The organism is Streptomyces sp. NPDC036813 (assembly GCF_055609245.1).
On record NZ_JBVJPV010000008.1, the window covers coordinates 310,804 to 335,934 of the forward strand.

At 72.8% G+C, this 25,131-nt stretch carries 15 protein-coding genes; 11 read left to right on the plus strand and 4 right to left on the minus strand.

Annotated features, from left to right (window positions below; genetic code table 11):
- Positions 1-84 precede the first annotated feature (84 nt).
- Positions 85-1,815 (minus strand): serine/threonine-protein kinase, encoded by a 1,731-nt coding sequence (locus ACZ67Q_RS19270; RefSeq protein WP_471183361.1) that lies wholly within the window; start codon positions 1,813-1,815, stop codon positions 85-87.
- Positions 1,816-2,158: 343 nt separating this feature from the next.
- On the opposite strand from ACZ67Q_RS19270, the gene ACZ67Q_RS19275 reads away from it, so the two are divergent.
- From ACZ67Q_RS19275 to ACZ67Q_RS19300, 6 genes are all read left to right on the plus strand, one after another.
- A complete protein-coding gene (locus ACZ67Q_RS19275; RefSeq protein WP_471183364.1) occupies positions 2,159-5,677 on the plus strand; it encodes an FHA domain-containing protein in 3,519 nt (1,172 codons plus the stop codon).
- Positions 5,678-5,891: 214 nt separating this feature from the next.
- On the plus strand, positions 5,892-7,283 hold the full coding sequence (locus ACZ67Q_RS19280; RefSeq protein WP_471183367.1) for an ABC transporter substrate-binding protein: 1,392 nt from the start codon (positions 5,892-5,894) through the stop codon (positions 7,281-7,283).
- A 4-nt stretch (positions 7,284-7,287) separates the two neighbouring features.
- On the plus strand, positions 7,288-8,631 hold the full coding sequence (locus ACZ67Q_RS19285; protein ID WP_471183369.1) for a carbohydrate ABC transporter permease: 1,344 nt from the start codon (positions 7,288-7,290) through the stop codon (positions 8,629-8,631).
- The gene (locus ACZ67Q_RS19290; RefSeq protein ID WP_471183372.1) at positions 8,628-9,542 is read left to right on the plus strand and encodes a carbohydrate ABC transporter permease; all 915 of its coding nucleotides are present in this window, start codon (positions 8,628-8,630) and stop codon (positions 9,540-9,542) included. The genes ACZ67Q_RS19285 and ACZ67Q_RS19290 overlap by 4 nt, the downstream gene beginning before the upstream one ends.
- 134 nt (positions 9,543-9,676) lie before the next feature.
- Entirely contained in the window at positions 9,677-10,132 is a 456-nt protein-coding gene (locus ACZ67Q_RS19295; protein WP_471183464.1) for a hypothetical protein, read from the plus strand.
- Positions 10,133-10,519: 387 nt separating this feature from the next.
- On the plus strand, positions 10,520-12,169 hold the full coding sequence (locus ACZ67Q_RS19300; protein ID WP_471183375.1) for a hypothetical protein: 1,650 nt from the start codon (positions 10,520-10,522) through the stop codon (positions 12,167-12,169).
- Between the two features lie 118 nt (positions 12,170-12,287).
- Here ACZ67Q_RS19300 and ACZ67Q_RS19305 read toward each other — a convergent pair whose 3' ends face one another.
- Entirely contained in the window at positions 12,288-12,701 is a 414-nt protein-coding gene (locus tag ACZ67Q_RS19305; protein WP_361622338.1) for an organic hydroperoxide resistance protein, read from the minus strand.
- Between the two features lie 142 nt (positions 12,702-12,843).
- Between ACZ67Q_RS19305 and ACZ67Q_RS19310 the strand changes: the two genes are divergently transcribed.
- Together ACZ67Q_RS19310 and ACZ67Q_RS19315 are read left to right on the plus strand one after the other, a co-directional pair.
- A complete protein-coding gene (locus ACZ67Q_RS19310; protein ID WP_471183378.1) occupies positions 12,844-13,341 on the plus strand; it encodes a MarR family winged helix-turn-helix transcriptional regulator in 498 nt (165 codons plus the stop codon).
- A gap of 67 nt (positions 13,342-13,408) precedes the next feature.
- Entirely contained in the window at positions 13,409-14,659 is a 1,251-nt protein-coding gene (locus ACZ67Q_RS19315) for a glycosyltransferase 87 family protein (protein WP_471183381.1), read from the plus strand.
- A gap of 593 nt (positions 14,660-15,252) precedes the next feature.
- Here ACZ67Q_RS19315 and ACZ67Q_RS19320 read toward each other — a convergent pair.
- Positions 15,253-15,879: a TetR/AcrR family transcriptional regulator gene (locus ACZ67Q_RS19320; protein WP_471183383.1), complete on the minus strand. Its 627-nt coding sequence runs from the start codon at positions 15,877-15,879 to the stop codon at positions 15,253-15,255.
- Between the two features lie 158 nt (positions 15,880-16,037).
- Here ACZ67Q_RS19320 and ACZ67Q_RS19325 point away from each other — a divergent pair, with 158 nt between their 5' ends.
- The 3 genes from ACZ67Q_RS19325 to ACZ67Q_RS19335 all read left to right on the plus strand — a co-directional run bounded on the left by ACZ67Q_RS19325 (position 16,038) and on the right by ACZ67Q_RS19335 (position 19,575).
- Positions 16,038-16,955: an ABC transporter permease gene (locus ACZ67Q_RS19325; protein ID WP_471183386.1), complete on the plus strand. Its 918-nt coding sequence runs from the start codon at positions 16,038-16,040 to the stop codon at positions 16,953-16,955.
- Between the two features lie 58 nt (positions 16,956-17,013).
- On the plus strand, positions 17,014-17,847 hold the full coding sequence (locus tag ACZ67Q_RS19330) for an ABC transporter ATP-binding protein (RefSeq protein WP_471183459.1): 834 nt from the start codon (positions 17,014-17,016) through the stop codon (positions 17,845-17,847).
- Positions 17,848-17,922: 75 nt separating this feature from the next.
- Positions 17,923-19,575: a serine/threonine-protein kinase gene (locus tag ACZ67Q_RS19335; RefSeq protein ID WP_471183388.1), complete on the plus strand. Its 1,653-nt coding sequence runs from the start codon at positions 17,923-17,925 to the stop codon at positions 19,573-19,575.
- A 73-nt stretch (positions 19,576-19,648) separates the two neighbouring features.
- Here ACZ67Q_RS19335 and ACZ67Q_RS19340 read toward each other — a convergent pair whose 3' ends face one another.
- Positions 19,649-24,601: an NAD-glutamate dehydrogenase gene (locus tag ACZ67Q_RS19340; RefSeq protein ID WP_471183390.1), complete on the minus strand. Its 4,953-nt coding sequence runs from the start codon at positions 24,599-24,601 to the stop codon at positions 19,649-19,651.
- Positions 24,602-25,131 lie beyond the last annotated feature (530 nt).

Consider the following 25,131-nt stretch of genomic DNA (forward strand, 5'->3'; position numbering starts at 1 on the left):
TACGCGTCCGAGGAGCCGGCGTTCACCGCGGAGACGGAAATCACCCGTCCGTTGTCGACAAATCTCCAGACTCGCGCCGGCGGGTCAGTTGCTGCTGCCCCCCGACGAACCGCCGGACGAACCGCCCAGATCACCGATCCAGCCGGTCACGGTGTCGTACCAGTGCTTCAGCTCGCCCCAGTAGCTGCGCCCGGTCCCGATCCAGTCCTGCAGCGGGGTGAACTCCCAGATCATCCAGCCGGCGACGAAGAGGATGACGATCACGAACAGGCACCCCTTCAGACAGCCGAGCCCGGGGATCTTCATCGGGTTGGCGCTGCGCTGGCGCGCCGGCCGCGGCTCGCGGACCGGCCGCTGCGGCTGCTGGGGCGGAGCCGGCGGCGCGTACTGCTGCGGCTGCTGACCCTGCGGGTAGCCGTATCCCTGCTGGTAGCGCGGCTGCCGGCCCTGCGGGGCGGACTGCTGCTGCGGGCGCGGCGCCGGCTGCTGGGGCCGGGCGACCTGCCGCTGGGGGCGGCGGCGCAGCGGGTCGTCGTTCGGGTCGAGGTACTGGATCTGCGTCTGCTCGTTGCGGTCGCGGGCGGCGCGCAGCTGGGTCTGCCAGGGGTGCGGCTGATCCGGGCCCTGCTGCCCCTGCTGGCCGTACTGCCCCTGCTGCCCGTACTGGCCCTGTCCCTGCTGGCCGGGCTGGTGCTGCGGCACCGGCGGCAGGACGGCGGTCGGGTCGGCCGCTCCGGCGCCCGGGCCGGTGTGCGGCAGGACGGCGGTGGGGTCGGCGGCGCCGGCCGGGGCGCCGGTGTGCGGCAGGAAGCTGGTCGCGGCGTTCGGGTCGTACCCCCCGGCGCCGTGCGGCAGCACCTGCGTCGGGTCGGCCGCGCCGGGCACGCCCGGTACGGCGGCGGGCGCGGGGTCGGGCGCGAGCAGGGCGCCGACGCCCTCGGCGGCGGCGATCTGCGCGGAGCTCGCGTGCACGCCGACGCCCTCGGCGACGACCCGCAGTCCGCGGGCGAGGTTGACGGCGCTGGGCCGTTCGTCGGGGTTCTTGCGCAGGCAGCGCTCGATGACCGTCCACAGCGGGTCAGGGACGGTGGAGGGACGGCGCGGCTCGGCGCTCAGGTGCTGGTGGAGGACCTCCAGCGCGCTGCCGCCGGAGAACGGCGGGCGGCCGGTGACCAGCTCGTACAGCAGGATGCCGGCGCCGTAGATGTCGACGGCCGAGGTCTGCGGGCGGCCCTCGGCGGACTCGGGGGCGACGTACGCGGGCGTGCCGACGAACTCATGAGTGCGGGTGAGGCCGGGCGAGTCGGCGAGCCGGGCGATGCCGAAGTCGGTCAGCATCGGGTGCATCTGGTCGCCGTCCTGCTTGAGCAGGACGTTGGCCGGCTTCAGGTCGCGGTGGACGACGCCGTCGGCGTGGCTCGCGGCGAGCGCGTCGGCGATCTGCGCGGTGAGCAGGGCGGCGGCGACGGGCGTGAGAGGGCCGTTCTCGCGCAGGTAGCGGTGCAGGTCGGGGCCATCGACGAGGTCCATGACCAGCGCCAGCAGATCGCCTTCGACGACCAGGTCGCGCACCCGGACGATGTTCGGATGGGTCAGCCGGAGCAGGACGGACCGCTCCCGCAGGAACCGCATCACGACATCGGCGTCGTTCGCCAGCTCCTCCTTGAGGACCTTGATGGCGACGGTCTCGCCGGGCTGGCCCGCCACGGCCGCCTCGGCGCCCGCGGCCTCCCGCTGGCGGGCTCGCCAGACGGTGCCCGTGGCGCCGCGTCCGAGCGGCTCCTCGAGCAGGTACTTGCTGCCGACTGGCCGCACGTCACGCGCTCCCTGCTGCTTGCCTTGCCTACGTTCCGACCCACTGTAGTGCCGTGGTGCCGGGCACCGGCGGAGTCGGAGATCTGTACGTCTTGCGTACGAAAGACGCGCGAGGTGGTCTCACGGGTTGCCGGAAGCGGACGTGACCGATCTCAAGCGGTCGCCGCTGCCGCCCGGGTCCAGCACTTTTGCGGGCAGAGCCGACCAATCAAGATCACTTGTCCTGGACACGTGGGCGTGTTGTCAGTGGCAGGTGCGAGGATGCCTGGAAGCAACTGGCCGTCGTGCTCGTGTGGGGTGGGGGGAGTCCGCGCCGCCCGCGCAGAAGGGACCGCTGACGCCGATGCAGATCCGGCTGACCGTCGTAGATCCGCAGGCCCCGCACCCGGGGGCGCGCGGCCGCGCCGCGAGCTGCGACGTGCTGGTGACGGCCCCCGCGGGCACGGCCCTGGCCGCGGTGGCGTCGGCGCTCGCCGCGGCGGTCCAGGCCGGTGACGGCCCGGTCGTGCTGTACGCGGGTGCCGACCGGCTCGACGCACAGCGCTGCACGCTGGGCGAGCCCCCGCTCACCGACGGCGCCGTGCTCTCGCTGGGCGCGCCCGCCGATCCCGAACCCCATCCGGAGCTGGACGACGCCCCTGCCCAGTTGCAGGTCGTGGCCGGCCCCGACGCGGGCGGCGTCCATCTGCTGCACGGCGGCGAGGTGCGGGTGGGCCGCTCCGCCGACGCCGAGGTCCCGCTCGACGACCCGGACGTCTCCCGGCTGCACTGCGCGGTGACCCTGTCCGCCGACGGCCGCGTCACGGTCGCCGACCTGAACTCCACCAACGGCACCACGCTGGACGGCACGCGCGTGGGCGAGCGAGCGGTGCGCTTCTCGCCCGGCTCCCTGCTGCGGATCGGCGAGTCGGCCCTGCGGCTCGCCCCGCCCGGCGGCCCGGGCACACGCGTGGCGACGACACCGGACGGCGAGGGACACGTACGCGTGGCGACGGCGCCGGACGGCGAGGGACACCTGCGCGTGCGCGCGGCGGGGGACGCGGCTCAGCCGCACGGAGGCGGGCCCCGGCCGGCCGCTCTCGCACAACCCGCGACGGTGCCGGGCCAGGGCGGCGCACCCCGCGCCGAGAGCTACGGCGGCGCGGCGGCCCCCGGCGGCCCTCCCCGTACGACGGTCCCGGGTCCGCCGGCCGTGGGTGCGCCCGCTCCGGGCGCCTCCGGTACGCCCGCTCCGCGCGCCGCCTCAACCGCCCCGGCCGACCACCACCGCGCCCTGGACACGCACGGCGGCGGCGTCCCGTTCGGCGCGCTCGCCGACGCCCACGACCCAGCGTCCGCGCATCCGCATCCCCTCACCGACGGTGACGACGCCGAGGCCGGCGGTCGCAGGGGCGGCGGCCGACGGCGCGGCGGGCTCTCGGCGTGGGCGCGCCGGCTGACCGGCGGACGCGGCGAGTCGGAGCAGGCGCCGACGCAGGTCGAGGCCGACGGCGCGCCGTCCGCCGCACCGGACGGCGAGCGGCCCGCCCCCGCGCCGCCCGTGACGGCCGACACGGCCACCGCCCGCGCCGAGACCTGGCCGGATCCGGCGGCTCTGCTGCTCACCGCGCTCGGCCCGGGCCCCCGGCTGTGGGAGCGCGGCCCGGGCCACCCGGAGGCGCTCACCGTCCGGCTGGGCACGGCCGACCGCACCACGCCCGACGGCTGCGGCCTGCTGCCCGCCGTGCCCGTGACCGCCGGTCTGCGCGAGGCCGGGGCGCTGGGGCTGGCCGGGCCGCGTCCGAGGCTGTCGGGGCTGGCCCGCGCGGTGGTCGCCCAGCTCGCCGCGCTGCACTCCCCGGACGTGCTGGAGATCGTGCTGATCAGCGTCGACCGTGCGCGCACGCTGGAAGAGCGCACGGCCGAATGGGGATGGCTCGGCTGGCTGCCCCATGTCCGCCCCGGTCACGGACAGGACTGCCGCCTGCTGCTCGCCTACGACCGCGAGCAGGCCGCCGCCCGCACCGACGAACTGCTGCGCCGCCTGGCGGACCACCTCGCCGACCAGCCACCGTCCCGCCCGGACACCGGGACCGGACCCGCCGTACCGATGACGCCGGCCGCTGCCGAGGGCACCCAGGCGCCCCCGCGCCGCCCCTCCTGGGCCCGCCCCGACGACGACGCCCCGGGCGACGGCGCTCAGGGCGCGTCGACCGCCTTCCCCGGTCCGTACACGGTGCTCGTCGTGGACGGCGACCCGGGCGGGGCCGGGCTGCGGGAGACGGTGGCGCGGCTCGCGCTGGACGGCCCGCGCGCCGGCATCCATGTGGTGTGCCTCGCCGAGACGGCCCCGGCCTCCCCCGCCTCCCCGGTGACCGACACCTACGAGGCGGCCTGCGCGGCCGCTCCGACGTTCCGTCAGTGCGGTGCCGTCGCCCTGCTCAGCGGTGACGTGGCGAGCGCGCTGCGCCTGCTGCGGGTGGCGCCCGCACCGGACCCGGCGCCCGTCGGGCACGGCACGGTCGCGGTGGTGGACGCGGTCTCCACGGCCTGGGCGGAGCGCTTCGCGCGGGCGCTGGCGCCGCTGCGGCCGGACGGGGCCGGGGAGAAGCACGCGCGTGTGTCGGCCCCGCTGCCGTCGTCGGCCCGCCTCCTGGACGAGCTGGGTCTGGCCCGGGCCACGCCGACGTCGCTGATGGCGCGGTGGGCGGACGCGGCCGACGACGCCGAGGCGCTCGGCGGACGGGCGTGGGCGGTGCTGGGCGCGGGCCCGCGCGGCCCGGTCACCGTGGACCTGGTGGCCGAGGGCCCGCACCTCGTTGTCGAGGGGCCGCCCGGCAGCGGCCGCACCGAGCTGCTGCGGGCCGTGGTCGCCTCGCTCGCGGCGGCCGAGCGGCCCGACCGGCTCGGCATCGTGCTGATGGACGGCCGGGACCGGGTGAGCGGCGCGGGTGGCGACGGCCTGCACGTGTGCCGGGACGTCCCGCACGTCACGACCCACCTCACCGCCAACGACCCGGTGCTGATGCGGGAGTTCGCGCAGTCGTTGAGCGCGGAGCTGAAGCGGCGGGCCGAGTTGCTGGGCCGCTCGGACTTCGCCGAGTGGCACCGGCACCGCGAGGTCTCCGGCCGTCTGGTCGCCCAGCGCACCGCGCCGGGCGCCCGCACCGCGCACGGCCTCGCGGGCACCGCTCACCCCACCGGCGGCTCCCCCGCCACGGCCGCCGGAGCGACCGGCACACCGACCGGTACCTCGACCGGTACCTCGGCCGGGACTTCGACCGGTGCCGCCGACCTCGACGCCCCGCCGAGCGCCACCCTGCGGCTGCGCCCCTCCGCGGCCGCCCGTCGGCAGGCGGAGGCCGCTCCCCCGCTCCCCCGCCTCGTGGTGGTCGTCGACGACCTGGACGCCCTGGTCGCGCCCCCGCTGGGCGCGCCGGGCCGGCCGGCCGCCGGTTCGGTGATGCGGGCGCTGGAGGCGGTGGCCCGGGACGGCGAGCGGCTCGGCGTGCACCTGGTGGCGGCTGCCCATCCCGGGGGCCGTACGGCCGAGTCGGAGCCGGTGCGGCAGGCGGCGCTGCGGATCGTGCTGGAGGCTCCGGAGGCCGGACCGGACGCCCCGTCACCCGGCCGGGGGCGGCTGACCGGGGCGCGCGGGCGGACCACGACGTTCCAGGCGGGGCGCGTCACGGGCCGTATCCCGCGTACGGCGACGCTGCGCCCGACGGTCGTCGCGCTGGAGTGGCACCGGATGGGCGATCCGCCGGCCCGCCGCCCGGTGCGCGAGCTGGGCAACGGCCCGACGGACCTGGCGCTCCTCGCCAGCGCGTTGCAGAGAGCGGCGAAGGAGGTGTCGGCGGCGCAGGTCCCGTCACTCCTTTAGCCGACCCGCGCGGCTCGGCTCCCGAAGCGCGGGGGCGGGAGGCGGGCGTTTCCTCGGACACGGGCTCAGTGAGGCTCAAGACCCATCACGACGCGGTCACGATCCCCGGGTTGACACCCTTCGCGGTCTTGCCGACCCCTTTGACCCGGCGTAGACCAGACGCCACGGGGCAAACACTCGATCGTTCGACGACGAACGAAAGAACGGGGAAGTGATGCGCACCACGAGCAGCAGCACCATCCGGAACACCAAGGGAGCGAGGGCCGCAGCGGCCGTGGCCGCGAGCGCCCTGGCCTTCTCTCTCGCCGCGTGCGGGGGCGGCGGCGACAAGGGCGGCACCGACACGGGCGGCTCCACGCCCAGCGCCGCCGGCAGCGACAGCGGCCTGAACCTGCCGAAGCTGAACGGCACCCACCTGGAGGTCGCCGCCGTCTGGACCGGCGCCGAACAGTCCAACTTCAAGAAGGTCCTCTCGGAGTTCGAGAAGCGCACCGGCGCGAGCGTCACGTTCGTGCCCGCGCAGGACCCGATCATCAACTTCCTCGGTTCCAAGATCGCGGGCGGGCAGCCGCCGGACGTGGCGATGCTGCCGCAGCCCGGCGCCATCAAGCAGGCCGTGAACAAGGGCTGGGCGAAGCCGGTGAACGCCGACGTCGAGTCCGAGCTGAGCAAGAACTACTCGCAGGGCTGGCAGAACATCGGCAAGGTGAACGGCAAGCAGTACGGCGTGTACTACAAGGCCGCCAACAAGTCGCTGATCTGGTACAACGCCAAGGTCTTCGAGGACGCGGCCGCGAAAGAGCCCAAGACGTGGAAGGACCTGCTGAACACCGCGCAGACGGTGTCCGACGCCGGTGTCACGCCGTTCTCGATCGGCGGCGCGGACGGCTGGACGCTCACCGACTGGTTCGAGAACGTCTATCTGTCGCAGGCCGGTCCGCAGAAGTACGACCAGCTCGCCCAGCACAAGATCAAGTGGACGGACCCGTCCGTGAAGGACGCGCTGACCACGCTGGCGCAGATCTGGGGCAAGAAGGACTGGATCGCGGGCGGCCCGGACGGCGCGCTGCAGACGGAGTTCCCGGCGTCGGTCACGCAGACCTTCACCGGCGGTGACCAGCCTAAGGCCGCCATGGTCTACGAGGGCGACTTCGCGCAGGTCAACATCGCTGAGACCAAGGCGAAGGTGGGCACGGACGCCAAGGTGTTCCCGTTCCCGACCGTGGGCAGCACCGCGCCGGTGGTCTCCGGTGGTGACGCGGCGGTGATCCTGAAGGACTCCAAGGGCGCGCAGGCGCTGGCGAAGTGGCTGGCCTCGCCGGACGCGGCCACGATCCAGGCCAAGCTGGGCGGCTACCTGTCGCCGAACAAGAGCGTGCCGAACTCGGCGTACCCGAACGAGGTGCAGCGCAAGATCGCCAAGGCGCTGATCGACTCCGGTGACGACTTCCGGTTCGACATGTCCGACCAGGCCCCGCAGTCCTTCGGCGGCACGCCCGGCAAGGGCGAGTGGAAGGACCTGCAGGACTTCCTGAAGAACCCGAGCGACGTCGCGGGCACGCAGCGGAAGCTGGAGGCGGACGCGGCCGCCGCCTACGGGAGCTGACGTCATGGCGTCGGCCACGGCGGCAGGGGTCTCCAAGACCCCTGCCGCTCCTCGCAGGCGCAAGAGCGTGACGGGCACCCGCAAGACCGTGGCGGCGCTGTTCCTGCTGCCCGCGCTGGTGCTGCTCGGCGCGCTCGTGGTGTACCCGATCGGGTACTCGGTCGTGCGCAGCTTCTACGACCAGTCCGGCCACTCCTTCGCCGGCATCGACAACTACAAGGCCCTCTTCACGGACGAGGGCATCCGCACCGCGCTGAAGAACAACATCATCTGGGTGGTGTTCGCGCCGACGGTCGCCACCGCCCTGGGGCTGATCTTCGCGGTGCTGACCGAACGGGTGCGCTGGGGCACGGCGTTCAAGCTGGTCGTCTTCATGCCGATGGCGATCTCCATGCTCGCGGCCGGCATCATCTTCCGCCTGGTCTACGACCAGGACCCGGACAAGGGTGTCGCGAACGCGGTGTGGGTGGGCGTGCACGACACGTTCGTGCAGTCCTCCGCGTTCCCCAAGGCGCACCCGGGCCGCAACTCGCCGCTGAAGCCGGAGGGTGGCGGCTTCGTCACGACGACACCGGTGCAGGCGGGGCAGCCGGTCCTGCTGCCGCTGGTCGGTGTCGCGCCCGACCAGATGCCCGGCAGCGCGAAGAAGGCCGTGCCGCCCAAGGCCGAGCCGGGGAAGATCACCGGCACGACCTGGCAGGACTTCACGCGCGGCAAGGGCGTCGGCAAGCTGGGCTCGCCCGACCCGTCCGAACTCGGGTATGCCGGGATGCGGATCGAGGCGGTCAAGGACGGCAAGGTGGTGGCGTCCACGACGGCCGGCGACGACGGCACGTTCACGCTGCCGGACAAGGCCGCCGGGGCGCAGCTCAGACTCCCGGCGAGCAACTTCAAGCAGCCGTACAACGGTCTGGACTGGCTCGGCCCGTCGCTGGTCACGCCCTCGATCATCGGGTCGTACATCTGGATGTGGGCGGGCTTCGCGATGGTGCTGATCGCGGCCGGGCTCGCGGGCGTGCCACGTGAGCTGCTGGAGGCGGCGCGGGTCGACGGGGCCAACGAGTGGCAGGTGTTCCGGCGGGTCACGGTGCCGCTGCTGGCGCCGGTGCTCGCGGTCGTGGCCGTCACGCTGATGATCAACGTGCTGAAGATCTTCGACCTGGTCTTCATCATCGCCCCGGGCTCCTCGCAGGACGACGCGAACGTGCTGGCGCTGGAGCTGTACCGCAAGGGCTTCTCGGAGGACCAGCCGGGCATCGCGAGCGCGATCGCGGTGTTCCTGCTGCTGCTCGTGATTCCCGTCATGTGGTTCAACATCAGGCGGCTCAGGCGGGAGGTGCGGCGATGACGGCGGACGCCGGCAGTCTGGCGCAGGCGGTGCCGCCGCCGGCCGGGACGGTGAAGGCGAAGCGGTCGCCGGCCTCCCGGCTCGCGGGCTGGGTCAGCGGCGGCGCGGTGCGCGCGTTCCTGATCGTCGTCGGCCTGTTCTGGCTGGTGCCGACGATCGGTCTGCTGATCTCCTCGCTGCGCACGCCCGAGGACATGAGCGCCAGCGGCTGGTGGACGGTGTTCACCAAGCCGTCCCAGCTGACCTTCGCCAGCTACTCCAAGCTGCTGGAGAACCCGGACATCACCAACTCGCTGATCAACACCGTGCTCATCACGGTCCCGGCGACGGTGCTGGTCGTGGTGATCGGCTCGCTCGCGGGCTACGCGTTCGCGTGGATGGAGTTCCCGGGCCGTGACTGGTGGTTCCTCGGCGTGGTCGGGCTGCTGGTGGTGCCGGTGCAGGTGGCGCTGATCCCGATCGCCGAACTGTTCGGCAAGCTCGGCCTGTTCGGCACGATCTTCGGGGTGATCCTGTTCCACGTCGGGTTCGGCCTGCCGTTCGCGGTGTTCCTGCTGCGCAACTTCTTCGCGGAGATCCCCCGCGAGCTGCTGGAGGCGGCCCGGCTGGACGGCGCGGGCGAACTGCGGCTGTTCACGCGGGTCGTGATGCCGCTGGGCGGGCCGGCGATCGCCTCGCTCGGCATCTTCCAGTTCCTGTGGGTGTGGAACGACATGCTGGTGGCGCTGGTGTTCACCAAGTCCGGCACCCAGCCGATCACGGTCGCGCTGCAGACACAGGTACGGCAGTTCGGCAACAACATCGACGTGCTGGCGCCGGGCGCGTTCATCTCGATGGTGGTCCCGCTGGCCGTGTTCTTCGCGTTCCAGCGGCAGTTCGTGTCCGGGGTGATGGCGGGCGCGGTCAAGTAGCCGCGCCGCCGGGACGGTTGGGGACGGCGAGGGGTGCGCCCTTCGCCGTTCCCCCGGATGCCGTACGGGCCGTAACCCGTCCCCCACCTGGGCCGTTGCCGGGCAAACGCCCGTGCCGAGACCATGGATGCCCGTTGCCCAGGTTCAGTGTCATCGTCCCCGCGTACCAGGTGCAGGCGTATCTGCCCGCGTGTCTCAAGTCGGCCCTGTCGCGGTCGTGCGCCATCCGGTCCGGGTTGCTGCGCACCGTGCGCGCGCTGCGGCTGGCGTCAGCCGGGGCACGCCGGACCGGCCGGCTCGCCGTACGGCTGGCCCGGGCTGTGCGGGTGGTCGCGCTGCGGCTGCACCACCGCGTCCGGCGGTGCCTGCACCTGTGTGCCGACCGGGCGGTGATCACGGCCGACAGCGAACCCGGGTACGGCGGTGACCCGGGCGCGCCGGAGACCGCGTTGGGCACCCACGCCCCGCACATCCGCACGGCGTGGATCGTGTGCCCCGAGCACCCCGTGCCGCCGGCGGGCACCGCGCGCAGCCCGCTCGCCACCGTGCCGTCGCCACAGGGTCCGCGAGCCTCTCTCGAGCCCCGCTGACCGTCACCGCTGAACCACGCCGACCGAGCGACACCGACCGGCCGGCCATCACCGACCGATCGTCGCCGACCGGCTCACCACCGACCGGCCGTCGCCGACCGGCTCACGACCGACCGGCCGTCATCGGCCGATCACCACCGACCGACCGTCCTCTGAACGTCCTTGAGTCCCGGGAGTTCCCATGCCGTCCAGCCCCTCGCGGCCCACTCCGTCCCGGCCGCCCACCTGGCGCCCGGCCGGCCGACCCGGGGGCGGCGGCGGGCGCGGACGGCCGATCGGGTGACGTAGCGTCCCGACGGGGTGAGCGGCGGCGCGGCCGACGACCTGCGCCGGACCGTGCGGGCATATAAGCCCAATGCCCCGAATGTTCGATCATCCGGTCGTCCGATGAGCGCGGGTGCCCACGCGGGCGTGACCGCGGGCGCGAGCCCCGACGCCCTCGTCCGCCGGCCCGCGCGCGGTGCGACCGCCCGGCGCGGTGGACGACAGTGGCGCCCGACGCCGTACCAGGCCGCCGGCCTGTTGTTCTGGCTGGTGATGACGCTGGCGTACTGGCGGGTGCCGTTGTGCTGCGACGCCGGGCAGCACGCGGCGGTGATCGAACGGCTGCGCGCCGATCTGCTGCATCCGCGCCACCCGATGGCCGATCTGCCGGGCGCGGGCAGCCCGTACTACTCGCCGTACGCGCTGGCCGAGGGCGTCTTCGCGCGACTGACCGGGCTGGGCGGCCGGGAGGTGGTGCGGCTGGCCGGGCCGTTCAACCTGCTGCTGTTGCTGACCGGCCTCGGCCGCTTCGTGCGCACGCTCACCCCGCGCCCGTGGGCGCCGGTGCTCGCCCTGGGCGCGATGACGCTGCTGTGGGGCACCGAGCGGGTGCTGTGGAGCGGCTGTCCGAGCCTGATCGCGATGACCACCAACCTCGGTTATCCCTCCACCGCCGCGCTCGGGCTGACGCTGTGGGCGTGGGCGCTGACCGGGACGCGGGCCCGGGACACGCGCCGGGTGCGCTACGTCGGCCCGAGCGGCCTGCGCGGTTTCGCCGGGTACGCGGCCCTGGGCGTGCTGTACGGCGCGATCCTTCTCGTGCATCCGATCACCTTCGTGGCGACGACGACCGGAGCGGTGGCGCTGGTGGCCGGACGGCAGCGCGGACGGCGTATCGCCGTGGTGGCCCGCTGGGCGCTGACCTGCGCGGTCGCGCTGCTGACGGCCGCGGTGTGGCCGTACTGCGATGTGCTCGCGCTGGTCGGGAACGGCAGCGTGGACGCGATCCACCGGGGCCTCTACGACGACCTCGTGGGCCGTTTCTGGCTGGCGCTGCTGCCGGGGCTGCCAGCGCTGTGGCTGCGGGCCCGGCGGCACGGGTGCGGCGATCCGCTGGTGCTGATGTTCACGCTGGACTGCCTGGTCGTGGCGTACGGCTGGATCAGCGGCCACTACACCTACGGCCGGGTTCTCGGCGCGGCCCTGCTGCCACCGCAGATCGCGCTCGCGGTGGAACTGGCGGCGCCCCGGCCGTGGCGGACGGGGCGCAGGGCGCTGGGGGCGGTTGCCGCCGTGACGGCGGGGGTGGGCTTCTGCACGGTGCAGGCCGGGGCGGTCGTACCGCGCTGGCTGGACCCCGTGGGCTTCGAACAGCCCCCGCACTGGCCGTCGTACGCCTGGGCCGCGCGGTACATCCGGCCCGGCGAGGCGGTCATCGCCGACGGCTACCGGGCCAAGCGCCTGCTGCCCGGATACGGCCCCGACCTGGCCGCGCCGACCTGGCCGGACCCGGCGCTGGACGAGCACGAGCGGCTGCGGCGTCAGGCCGACGTGAACGCCTACCTCGCCGACAGCTCCACCCGCGCCGAACGCACCGCCATCGCCCGCCGCTACCACGTGCGGTGGCTGCTGCTGACGCCCCGGCGCCGGCTGCCCGCGGAGGCGGTCGTGGTGGCCTGGAGCGGGCGGACCGGGGAGGTGCTCGCGCGGGTCGGGGGCACGGCGGGCGACTCCCGCGCGAGAAGCACGGGCACGCCCGCGACTCCCCGGTGAGGAGTGGCGGGCGGGCTCGGGACTGCGCTGAGGCGCTGCGGGCTCGCGCGGGACTGCTCGATCAGGAGCGACGGACGCTCGCGGGACCGGTCCGTGAGAAGCGCGGCGCGCGCGGGGACTACTCGATGACCAGGTCGACGGGGATGTTGCCGCGGGTGGCGTTGGAGTAGGGGCAGACCTGGTGGGCGGTCTCCACCAGCTTGCGGCCGGTGGCCTCGTCGATGTGGGCCGGCAGCTCGATGCGCAGGGTGACGGCGAGCCCGAAGCCCTCGCCCTGCTTGCCGATGCCGACCTCGCCGGTCACGGCGGCGTCGCTGACGTCCACCTTGGCCTGCCGGCCGACCAGGCCGAGGGCGCTGGCGAAGCAGGCGGCGTAACCGGCGGCGAAGAGCTGCTCGGGGTTGGTGCCCTGACCGTTGCCGCCCATCTCCACCGGGATGGCCAGCTGCAGGTCGAGCCGGCCGTCGGAGCTGACGGCACGGCCCTCGCGGCCGTGGGTGGCGGTGGCGACGGCGGTGTAGAGCGTGTCCATGACGGGCCTTCCCTCTCGGTGTCGGTGACGGACTCAAGTAGAGCACGAAATTCAGTTGTGCACAACCTAATGGCTTACAACTTCATTGGGTGACGCTTTGCTGCCCACAACCGAATGGCCCGTCAGAGCTACCCTGGACCTCATGACCCCGACCACCCCGCCGACCGCCGAGCAGGAGGACTGGCTCCGCCTGGACCGCCAGATCTGCTTCTCGCTGCACGCCGCGTCCCGCGCCTTCAACGGCGTCTACCGCGTGATCCTCAAGGACCTCGGGCTCACCTACCCGCAGTACCTGGCGATGCTGGTGCTGTGGGAGCGGGGCGAGCTGCCCGTCAAGAAGCTCGGCGAACACCTGCGCCTGGACTCCGGCACACTGTCACCGCTGCTGAAGCGACTGGAGGCGGCCGGCCTGGTCCGGCGCGAGCGCGACGCCCAGGACGAGCGGTCGGTCCGGGTGCGGCTCACCGAGGAGGGCACGGCCCTGCGTGAGCACGCCCTGCAGGTGCCCCGCCGGATCATGGCCTCCACCGGCTTCGACCTCGACGAGATCCGTGAACTGCGCGGCCGCCTCGACCGGCTGACGACGGCGCTCGACGCAGCGGCGCAGCAGGACGAGCCGCCCGGAGTTGCCCCGAATTGATGGCCTTCGGCGTCGACAGGCCGGATGACACCTGACACGGCATTCGTCCGTCTTACGATCCGCCGTGATGACAAGACGACTCGTTCGCGCCGTCCCGCTGACCGCCGCGTGGCTCGCCACCCGCGGCCTGATGCTGTGGATCCTCACGCACAGCACCCCGGCGGCACTCGGCAACGGCAGGGTCGCGCACGAGGTGTGGGGCCTCTACCACCACTGGATGAACGTCCTCGCCCACGGCGCGTTCCCGGCGCACGACACGCTGTGGCAGTACCCGCCGGGCGCCGGGCTGGTGATGCTGTCGCCGGCGGCGCTGCCGGGACTGACGTACCTTCAGGCGTTCGTGCTGCTCACGCTCCTGTGCGACGCGGCCGTCACGTTCGCACTGGCTCGCGCGGGCGGACGGGCCGGCGGCAGCAGGATCGGCGCCTGGTACTGGACGTGCGGCCTGCCCCTGCTGCTGCACCTGCCGCTGGCCCGCTACGACGTGATCGTGACCGCGTTCGCCGTGCTCGGCCTGCTGGCGCTGCCTCGCTTCCCGCGCGTGGGCGGGGCGCTCGCGGCACTGGGGGCGCTGGTGAAGGTGTGGCCGGTGCTGGTGCTGCTGGGCACGGCGAAAGGCCGGGCGACCCGGGCGGCGTGGATCTGGGCGGCGGCGGCGGGTGCGGTGACGTGCGCGTTGCTCGGCGTGGTCTTCCGCAACTCCCTGTCCTTCCTCGGCAACCAGGGCGGCCGCGGCGTCCAGATCGAGTCGCTCGGCGGCACGCTGCTGGGCCTCGCCCGGCACGCCGGCTGGCCGGGCCGGGTGCGGTACCAGTACGGGGCCATGGAGTTCGTCGGCCCGCATGTCACCGCGGTCGCCCACGCGTCGCTGGCGCTGACCGCCGTGTCCTTCGCGCTGCTGCTGGCCTGGCGGCTGCGGTCCCGCCGGTGGACTGCGGCCACGCCGTGCGACGCGGCCCTGGCGGCGGTGCTGCTGTTCACGATCACCAGCCGGGTGCTGAGCCCTCAGTACCTGATCTGGCTCCTGGGGCTGTCCGCGGCCTGCCTGACCGTCCGGCGCACGGTGCAGCGGCCGGTGGCGGTGCTGGTCGCGGTCGCGGCGGCGGTGAGCGTGGTGGTGTACCCGGTGCTGTACCGCGAGGTGATCCTCAGTACGACCACGGGTGTGGGCCTGATGCTGGCCCGCAACGGACTGCTGACGGCGGCCGCGGTCTGGTCCCTCGTGCGGCTGTGGCGGGCCACGCGGGCGGCGCCCGACCCGGCATCGGTCCCGGACACGCGCCGGTCCCCGGACCGGGCGCTGAGCAGGGCGTCTTGAGTGGGGGTGCCTGCGGGTGCCTGCGGCGCTGGGTGTGCGTTGTCGGCTGCGGGTGCGTGGGGCTGGGCGCGTCTGCCTGCGGCGGCCTGTGCGGGTTGCGTTGTGGTTGCTCGCGCCGTTCCTCGCGCCCCTTTTTGTGCCTGCGGCGGCCCGTTTCCGTTCGGTGGCCGGTTGCGGTCGTGCCTACGGCCGGTTTCCGAGTCGGGGCCGGGGTGGGGGGTCCGTCCTCGGTCCGGCCGTCCGCGTCCGACACGCTCACTGTTGCCCGGTGCCGGACGCTGCGGGCGGACACCCCCCACCCCGGCCCCTCGCCGCCGTACGCGGGTGCACCGGCATCGTGGCGGGGGGCGGGTGGCAACGCCGTGGCGCGCGAGGTGCGGGGCGCCGTCGTACGTGGCTGCGGCGGGCGGGCGCCGTCTCGCCGTAGCTGCGGGCAGTTCGTCCGCTCGGTCCGCAGGCATGCGTGCCGCCCGGGGCGGCACGGGTGGGTGCTGGGCCCCCTGCTCGAAGAGCTGCACCCGCAACCGGGCGCCGGGAAATGCCGGGCGCGCAGCCCGCCCCCGGTCGGCCGTGAGGTCGGGGAACGGCGGAGCCTACAGCGCTCTGAGGGAAGCCGCCGTCGCTCGGGCCAGGGCGTCCAGGTAGCCCCGCGGCAGCTGGGGGCTGCGGATGACGACCGAGCGCCAGTACAGGGGGCCGGAGATCAGGTCGAGGGCCAGGTCCTCGTCGACGTCGTCGCGGACCTCGCCGCGCCGCTGCGCCGCCGCCACGATGCCGCTGGCCACGCCCTCCTGCCCCTCGCGCAGGGTCTTCTGCATGGCCTCGGCGATGTCCGGATTGCGTGCCGCCTCCGCCTGGAGGTCGGGGATGATCTGCGAGGCCACCGGGTGGCGCAGGGCGCGCGAGGTCACCTGGTACAGCAGCCGCAGATCGCCCTCCAGTGTGCCCGTGTCCGGCACCGGCAGGCCCATCACCGCCAGCGCCGACACCACGTCGAGCACCAGGTGCAGCTTGGAGCGCCACCGCCGGTACACCGCCGTTTTGCCGACGCCCGCCCGCCGCGCGATGCCCTCGATGGACATGCGCGCGTAGCCCACGGCCGCGAGCTCCTCGAAGACGGCCGCGCGGATGGCCTCCGTCACGTCCTCACGGAGTACGGCGGCGCCGGCGGGAGCCCGGCGGCGCGCAGGCGTCTGGGGCCCGTCGGCGTTCGTCGTCATACGCCCAGCATAGGGCGTCACGACGAAACGGTTGCGTCCCGACGTCGGATGGGCCTACGCTCGCGTTACGACGCTACGGTCTCGTTCCGACGTAAGAAACGGGACAGAGAACCGTAAGGAACGACGGGAAGACCCCGCCCCGAACGAAAGCAGCGGATGTGAGCCAGGCCCTCGACACACCGCCCCCGACCTCGAAGCCGGCCGCCCAGATCGACCTCGCGGCGCTCGCCGCCCGCCACGGCCTGTCGGTCAGCGGCGCGCGCCCCTCCCTGCCGGAGTACGTCCGCCAGCTGTGGGCGCGCCGCCACTTCATCACCGCCTTCGCCACCGCCAAGCTCACCGCCCAGTACAGCCAGGCCAAGCTGGGCCAGGTGTGGCAGGTGATGACCCCGCTGCTGAACGCGGCGGTGTACTACTTCATCTTCGGCGTGCTGCTCGGCACCAAGCACGGCGTGGCGGACTACATCCCGTTCCTGGTCACCGGCGTGTTCGTGTGGACGTTCACGCAGAGCTCGATCATGGCCGGCACCCGCGCCATCTCCGGCAACCTCGGTCTGGTGCGCGCCCTGCACTTCCCGCGCGCCGCGCTGCCGATCTCCTTCTGCCTCCAGCAGCTCCAGCAGCTGATGTTCTCCATGGCTGCGCTGCTGGTCATCCTGCTGTGCTGCGGCGTCCCCGTCACCCTGTCCTGGGTGCTGCTGGTCCCGGCGCTGGTCCTGCAGTTCACGTTCAACGCAGGCGTGTCGATGATCATGGCGCGGATGGGTGCGAAGACCCCGGACATCGCCCAGCTGATGCCGTTCCTGCTGCGCACCTGGATGTACGTCTCCGGCGTCATGTGGAGCATCCAGAAGACGGTCGGTCACGACCATCTGCCGCACGGCGTCCTCACCGCCCTGCAGTGCAACCCGGCCGCCGTCTACATCGACCTGATCCGCTTCGCCCTCATCGACACCTTCCACGCGAACCAGCTGCCGCCGCACGTGTGGGCGGTCGCGACGGGCTGGGCCCTGCTCGCCGGCGTCGGCGGGTTCATCTACTTCTGGAAGGCAGAGGAGACCTACGGCCGTGGCTGACACCCTCCTGAACGGCACCCTGGCCGACGGCCTGCTGAGCGACGCCCCGACCGAAGGCCTGCGGGGCGCCGGCGAACCGGCCCCCACCGTCGTCGTCGACCACGTCGACATCGTCTACCGGGTCAACGGCACCGGTGCCGGCCGCGGCAGCGCCACCGCCGCCCTCAACCGCATCCTGCGCCGCGGCAACACCGAGAAGGTGTCCGGGGTGCGCCGGGTGCACGCCGTGAAGAACGTCTCCTTCGTCGCGTACAAGGGCGAGGCGGTCGGGCTCGTCGGAACCAACGGCTCCGGCAAGTCCACGCTGCTCAAGGCCGTCGCGGGCCTGTTGCCGGTGGAGAACGGACGTATCTACACCGACGGCCAGCCCTCCCTGCTCGGCGTCAACGCGGCCCTGATGAGCGACCTGACCGGCGAGCGCAACGTCTACCTCGGCGGCCTCGCCATGGGCATGTCCCGCGAGCAGATCAAGGCCCGCTACCAGGAGATCGTCGACTTCTCCGGGATCAACGACAAGGGCGACTTCATCTCCCTGCCGATGCGCACGTACTCCTCCGGCATGGGCTCGCGGCTGCGCTTCTCCATCGCCGCCGCCAAGGACCACGACGTCCTCCTCATCGACGAGGCCCTCGCCACCGGCGACGCCCGCTTCCAGAAGCGCTCGGCCGAGCGCATCGAGGAGATGCGGGGGCAGGCCGGCACGGTCTTCCTCGTCAGCCACAGCAACGCCTCGATCCGCGAGACCTGCGGCCGCGTGCTGTGGCTGGAGCGCGGCGAACTCCTCATGGACGGCCCCACGGAGGAGGTCATGAAGGAGTACGAGGCCTTCACCAAGGGCGGCAAGAAGCCCAGTCCCCTCCAGGCCAACGGTCCCGACGGGCCCGGCACTTGAAACCGCGCGCGGTGCCGGGCCGCCCTCCGCTACCCTCGCCGCACGCGACGATCAGGGAACGGGGGCGCGGTCGGCATGGCGGCGGACGTGACAGGGGAGCGGCTGCGGGCCGAGGACCCGCGGGAGATCGCCGGGTACCGGCTGCTCGCCCGCATCGGCGAGGGCGGCATGGGCACCGTCTACCTCTCCCGCACCCGCGGCGGCCAGCCCGTCGCGCTGAAGGTGATCCGGCGCGACTTCGGCGGCGACCCGGGCTTCCGTGCCCGCTTCGAGCAGGAGGTCCAGGCGGCCCGCCGGGTCCACGGCTACCACGTCGTCCCCGTCGTCGACCACGACACCACCGGCGAACGGCCCTGGCTCGCCTCCGTGTTCGTCCCCGGTCTGCCCCTGCACGAGGCCCTCGCGGCGCACGGCCCGCTGCCGCTCCCTGCCGTGCTGCAACTCGTCGGCTGCACGGCGCGGGCACTGACCGCGGTCCACTCCGCCGGCATCGTGCACCGCGACCTCAAGCCCAGCAACATCCTGCTGAGCAACCAGGGCCCCTACGTCATCGACTTCGGCATCGCCCGGGCCGCCGACGCCACCCAGCTCACCGTGTCCGGCGGTGTCATCGGCACCCCGCAGTTCATGTCCCCGGAGCACGCCCTCGGCGAGCCCGTCGGGCCCGCCACCGACGTCTTCTCGCTCGGCCTGATCGCCGCGGTCGCCGCGACCGGCCGCCATCCCTACGGCGACGGCGGCGCCCTCACCCTCGCCGCGCAGATCGCCAACACCGCCGTACGCCCGCCCCGCCTGGACGCCTACGACGAGCGGCTGAGCCCGATCCTTCAGCGCTGCCTCGCCGCCGACCCCGCCGCCCGCATCGGCACCGAGGAACTGGCCGCGCTGTGCGAACAGACCGCGGGCCGCCCCCTGAACGACTTCACCGGCTGGCTTCCGGAGCCGCTCGCCGCCGACCTCGCCGCCCGCGAACGGGCTGCCCTCACCCCGCCGCCGGAGCCCACGGTCGCCGACCCGGGGACACCGGGACCGACTCCGCCGCACGGTCCCACGTTCGCCGCCGCCCCGACCATGGCCCCGCCCCCGCCGACGTACGCCCCGGCCGCCCCGCGGCGTTCCCGTACCGGGCTCGTCGTCACCGGATCCGCCGTGGCCGTCGTTCTCGCGGTGGTCGTGACGTGGACGCTGACCCGTTCGCACGGCACGTCGGACGAGGGGCAGCGAGACGGCAAGCAGACGGCGCAGCCCACGCACTCCGCCACGCCCCCGCCGAGCCCGGACCCGACAGCCTCGGACTCGGGCTCCCCCTCCGCCGACTCCGGGTACACGGCCGTGTTCACCGACCGGACGTTCGCCCTGCGCTCCCCGGGCCCGGCGGCCGTCGTCGAGGCCGACCTGGACATCCCCAAGGTGCACGGCACGTCGGACATCACGTCGGGCAACGAGATCGAGCTCGACGAGGTGGCGGGCGGACACTGGAGCTTCAAGACGCCCTGGGGCAAGAGCGCCGGCACCACGCCCGAGCAGTGCCTGGAGGGCGCCCGGGGCGACGTCCTGCCCACCCAGATCGACGCGAAGGACCTGCGCACCACGATCCCGGTCGGCAGCGTCCTGTGCACCGAGACCGACGAGGGCAACCTGGCCATGCTGAAGGTCACCGCCATCACCGCGAGCGCGGGCAACCTCCCCGACTACGCCACCAAGCTCACCCTCTTCAAGCAGCGGTAGCCGGCCGGACACGCGAAAGGGGGGCGCCCCGGGCCGTACGGGCCCGGGGCGCCCCCCTGGTGCGCGGGTGCGACTACGAGTGCGCCCTCAGCAGCGTCCGCATCGTGCGCATCGCCACCGACAGGTTGGCGAGGTCGAACGCGTCCGAACCCTGGATCTCCTCCAGCGTGGTGCGCGCCCGCCCGAGGATCGGCGCGTTCTTCTGCTGCCACAGCTCGAAGCGCTGCTCCGGCGTGGACGTGCCGTTGCCGACGGCCAGGACGTCCGCGGTGAGCGCCGCGTGCGCCGCGAAGAGGTCCTCGCGGATCGCCGCGCGGGCCATCGACTGCCAGCGGTCGTTGCGCGGCAGCTCGATGATGCGGTCCATCAGCTGCGTGATGCCGAGCCGGTCGGCGAGGTCGTAGTACACCTCGGCGACGTCCAGCGGCTCCTTGCCCATGCGGTCGGCGATCGAGACGATGTCCAGCGTCGGGAACGCCGAGGAGAACCCGGCGACCCGCGTGGCCAGCTCGTCCGGCACACCGGCCCGCGTCAGCTCGTCGTAGATCTGCTCGTACCACTCGAGGTCGTCGCCCCTGAGCAGCTTCGGCAGCTCCTGCCAGACGTGCTCGACGCGCTCGGCGAAGAAGTCCACCGTCTCGCGCAGCTGCAGCGGCTGCGGCCGGTTGTTGAGCAGCCAGCGCGTGCCGCGCTCCACCAGGCGGCGCGAGTGCAGCCGGATACGGGTCTGCACGGCGGCGTCGACCTTGTTGTCCAGCTCCTCCACCGCGTCCCACACGGCCGCCGACCGGAAGATCACACGGGCCGCGGTCTGCGCCCGGACGATCTCCTCCAGCGACGCCCCGGTCTCCTCGCGCAGCCGGTGCAGATACGTCGTACCGCCCGTGTTGACCGTGTCGTTGACCAGCACGGTCGTGGTGATCTCGCGGCGCAGCGGGTGGCCGTCGATGCGCTCGGCGAACCCTTCGCGCAGCGCGGTCGGGAAGTAGCAGTGCAGCAGCTCGCGCAGGTACGGGTCGTCAGGCAGCGAGGTCGCCAGCAGCTCCTCGGAGACCGTGATCTTCGTGTACGCCAGGAGCACGGCGGTCTCCGGGCCGGTCAGGCCCTGGCCCTGCGCGAGGCGCTCACGGATCTGGCGGTCGGTGGGCAGGAACTCCAGCGCCCGGTCCAGGTGGCCCTCGCGCACCAGATGGCGCAGGAAGCGCTGCTGGGCGTGGAGCATGTCCTTGGACTGGGCGAGCGCGTTGGCGATCGCGGTGTTCTGCGCGTAGTTGTTGCGCAGGACGAGACGGCCGACCTCGTCGGTCATCTCGGCGAGCAGCTTGTTGCGCTGCTTGACGGTCATGTCGCCGTCCGCGACCAGGCCGTTGAGCAGGATCTTGATGTTCACCTCGTGGTCGGAGGTGTCCACGCCCGCGCTGTTGTCGATGGCGTCGGTGTTGATCTTGCCACCGTGGTGCGCGAACTCGATCCGGCCCAGCTGCGTCGCACCCAGGTTGCCGCCCTCGCCGACGACCTTGACCCGCAGGTCGGCGCCGTCGACGCGGATCGCGTCGTTGGCCTTGTCGCCGACGTCGGCGTTCGACTCCGTGGAGGCCTTGACGTAGGTGCCGATGCCGCCGTTCCACAGCAGGTCGACCGGCGCCTGGAGGATCGCCTTCATCAGCTCGGCCGGGGTCAGCTTGGTGACGCCCGCCTCGATACCGAGGGCCTCGCGGATGTGCGCGTTCACCTGGATCGACTTGGCGCTGCGCGGGAAGATGCCGCCGCCCGGGGACAGCAGCTCCTTGTTGTAGTCCTCCCAGCTGGAGCGCGGCAGGTCGAACAGGCGGCGACGCTCGGCGAAGGAGGTCGCCGCGTCCGGGTTCGGGTCGATGAAGATGTGCCGGTGGTCGAACGCGGCGACCAGCCGGATGTGCTCGCTCAGCAGCATGCCGTTGCCGAACACGTCACCGGACATGTCACCGACGCCGACGACCGTGAAGTCCTCGCTCTGCGTGTCCACGCCCAGCTCGCGGAAGTGCCGCTTGACCGACTCCCAGGCACCGCGGGCGGTGATGCCCATGCCCTTGTGGTCGTAGCCCGCGCTGCCACCGGAGGCGAAGGCGTCACCGAGCCAGAAGTTGTAGGACTGCGCCACGTCGTTGGCGATGTCGGAGAAGGTCGCCGTGCCCTTGTCGGCGGCGACCACCAGGTAGGTGTCGTCCTCGTCGTGCCGCACCACGTCCTTGGGCGGGACGACCTCGCCCGCGACCATGTTGTCGGTGATGTCGAGCAGCGCCGAGATGAACGTCTTGTAGCTGGCGACCCCCTCGGCCAGCCACGCGTCGCGGTCCACGGCCGGGTCGGGCAGCTGCTTGGCGACGAAACCGCCCTTGGCGCCGACCGGCACGATGACGGTGTTCTTCACCATCTGCGCCTTGACCAGGCCGAGGATCTCCGTGCGGAAGTCCTCACGCCGGTCGGACCAGCGAAGACCACCGCGGGCGACCTTGCCGAAGCGCAGGTGCACGCCCTCCACACGCGGCGAGTACACCCAGATCTCGAACGCCGGGCGCGGCGCCGGCAAGTCGGGGATCGCCTGCGGGTCGAACTTCATCGACACGTACGCGTGCGGCGTGCCCGCGTCCGTCTTCTGGAAGAAGTTGGTGCGCAGGGTCGCCTTGATGACCGTGAGGAAGGAGCGCAGGATGCGGTCCTCGTCGAGGCTGGCCACCTGGTCGAGAGCGGCGTCGACCTCCTCCAGCAGGGCGTCGATCAGCTCGAGCCCGGCCTTCTGCCGCTCAGGCGCCATCCGTGCCTCGAACAGCGAGACCAGCAGCCGCGTGGTGTGGACGTTGTTGCGGAGGGTGTCCTCCATGTAGTCCTGGCTGAAGGTGGAGCCGGCCTGCCGCAGGTACTTCGCGTACGCGCGCAGCACCATGGCCTGCCGCCAGGTCAGCCCGGCGCTCAGCACGAGGGCGTTGAAGCCGTCGTTCTCCGCCTTGCCGGTCCAGGTCGCGGCGAAGGCATCCTGGAAGCGCTCGCGGGCGTCGTCGCCGAGGTAGTCGCCGCCGCCCACCGCCTTCGGCATGCGCAGGCCGAAGTCGTAGATCCACGCCACGGACCGGTCCGTGCAGCGCAGCTCGTAGGGCCGCTCGTCCATCACCTCGACGCCGAGCTGCGCCAGCACGGGCAGCACCTTCGACAGGGAGATGGACTCGCCCTTGCGGTAGATCTTGAAGCGGCGCTCGTCCTGGGCCGCGCCCACCGGCTCGTACAGGCTGAGCGAGAAGTCCTTCTCCTTGCCCAGCGCCTCGAGGTGGACGAGGTCGGCGACAGCGGAGCGCGGGCTGTGGTCGGCCTTGTAGCCCTCGGGGAAGGCGTTGTTGTAGCGGCGCAGCAGCTCGGCGGCGTGCTCCTCGCCGAACTCGGCGTTCAGCGCCTCCGAGAACCCGTCCGCCCAGGAGCGGGCCGCCTCCACCAGGCGCGCCTCGATGCGCTCCTTGTCGCTGTCGCTCAGCTCCGGCAGCTCGGTGCCCGGCGCGACCCGGACGACGAAGTGCAGCCGGGACAGGATGGACTCGGTGTTCCAGGCGGTGAAGTCGACGCTGGTGCCGCCGAGCTCCTCCTTGAGGATGTCGATGATCCGCAGCCGCACCCCGGTGGTGTAGCGGTCGCGGGGCAGGTAGACCAGGGCCGAGTAGTAGCGGCCGTACTCGTCCTGCCGCAGGTACAGCCGCAGCCGGCGGCGCTCCTGCAGGTAGAGCACGGACGTGACGATGGCCTGGAGTTCCTCGGCCGGCGTCTGGAACAGCTCGTCGCGCGGGTAGGTCTCCATGATCTGGAGCAGGTCGCGCCCGTCGTGGCTGTTCGGGGAGAAACCGGCGAGCTGCAGGACCTCGTCGACCTTGCGGCGGATGACCGGCACGCGCAGCACGGACTCGGTGTAGGCGGCCGAGGAGAACAGGCCGAGGAAGCGGCGCTCACCGACGACGTTGCCGTCCGCGTCGAACTTCTTCACACCGATGTAGTCGAGGTACGACGGCCGGTGCACGGTCGCGCGGCTGTTGGCCTTGGTCAGCACGAGCAGCTTGTGCTCGCGCGCCTTGGCGCGGGCGTCGGCGGGCAGCCGCTCGAAGGAGGGGCTCACGGGGTGCTGGTCGTCGTCGGCGTGGTGCGGGTCGGAGCGCAGGATGCCGAGGCCGGTGCCGGGGACGGCGGCCAGGGAGTCGTCCTCGCGCAGCTGGTACTCGCGGTAGCCGAGGAAGGTGAAGTGGTCGTCGGACAGCCAGCGCAGCAGCTCACGGGCCTCCTCGACCTGCTGCTCGGGCAGGTCGTCGGGGCGGGGCTCGAAAGGCAGTCCGTCGGCGAGGCGGGCCGAGGCGTCCCGCATCTTCTCCCAGTCCTCGACGGCCTCACGCACGTCGGACAGCACGCGCAGCAGGTCCGCGGTGATCTGCTTGAGGTCGCCGCGGTCGGTCTCGCGGTCGATCTCGACGTGGATCCAGGACTCGATGTGCGCGTCGTGCGGCAGGTCGCCGGACGGCGGGGTGGTGAGGACCTCGATCAGCTTGCCGGTGAGGTCGCGGCGCACCACGACCTGCGGGTGGATCACGACGTGGATGCCGCGGCCCTGCCGGGTGAGCTCGTTGGTGACCGAGTCGACGAGGAAGGGCATGTCGTCGGTGACGACCTCGACGACGGAGTGGCTGCACGTCCAGCCGTTCTCGTCGACCGTCGGTGTGTGCACGCGGACGTTCGCCGTGCCCTGGGGGCGGTTCTCGGCCAGGCGGTAATGCGAGTAGGCGGCACCGAAGACGTCGACCGGGTCGCGGTCGGCGAGGTCCTCGGGCGCGGTGTGCAGGTAGTAACGCTGGAGGAACGCGAGTACGGTCTCCCGGTCCGAGGTGCCCGTGCCCGGGGTGTCCGGGGAGCCCTCGGCCGTCGCCCCGGTCGGAAGGTGCCCCCCGACCGGGCTGTTCTCAGCGACCCGGGCCGCCCTCTCGAGCAGCTCGGCCTTGGCTTCGTCCAGCTTGGTCTGCATTGTCCTCTGGCTCCTGTCGCGCGCCGTTGCGTGACGTAGAAGGAAGTACGGTCTCCGCCCTTCCGACGTGACGCCGAGACGCGGGGTGTCCGGTCTGTTCCGACGCTATGCCGCAAGGTGAGATGAGTGGGGGGATATCGGCCATGTTCAACACACCCGCAACACGGGACGCCGTTTCGCGTGCCGCCTGCTTCAGGGATGTGTCCGGCGTCCTGGGAGCCCTTGGGGCCCCGACCCGCCCGTGAAGACCAGCGACCGCCGCCCGGTCACGGCTGTCGTCCGTGCTCGCCGGGCGCAGGGCAGGGGCAACACTGCCCCCGCGAGCTATCGCGCTGATCACGCCACAAGGCTATCGCTCCTTACCGGGGGCCCGTCATGAGCCGTATGTGTACAAATCCAGGGGTGGAAGTTTGACGTTCTGCACAGGGGCCCGGGGGCGAGGGGTGGCGTAGGTACGAAATCCGCAGCGACCAGCCTGCGGCCGACACCGGCACCCACCGGCCACCGGCCAGCCACACCGAGCCGCCATG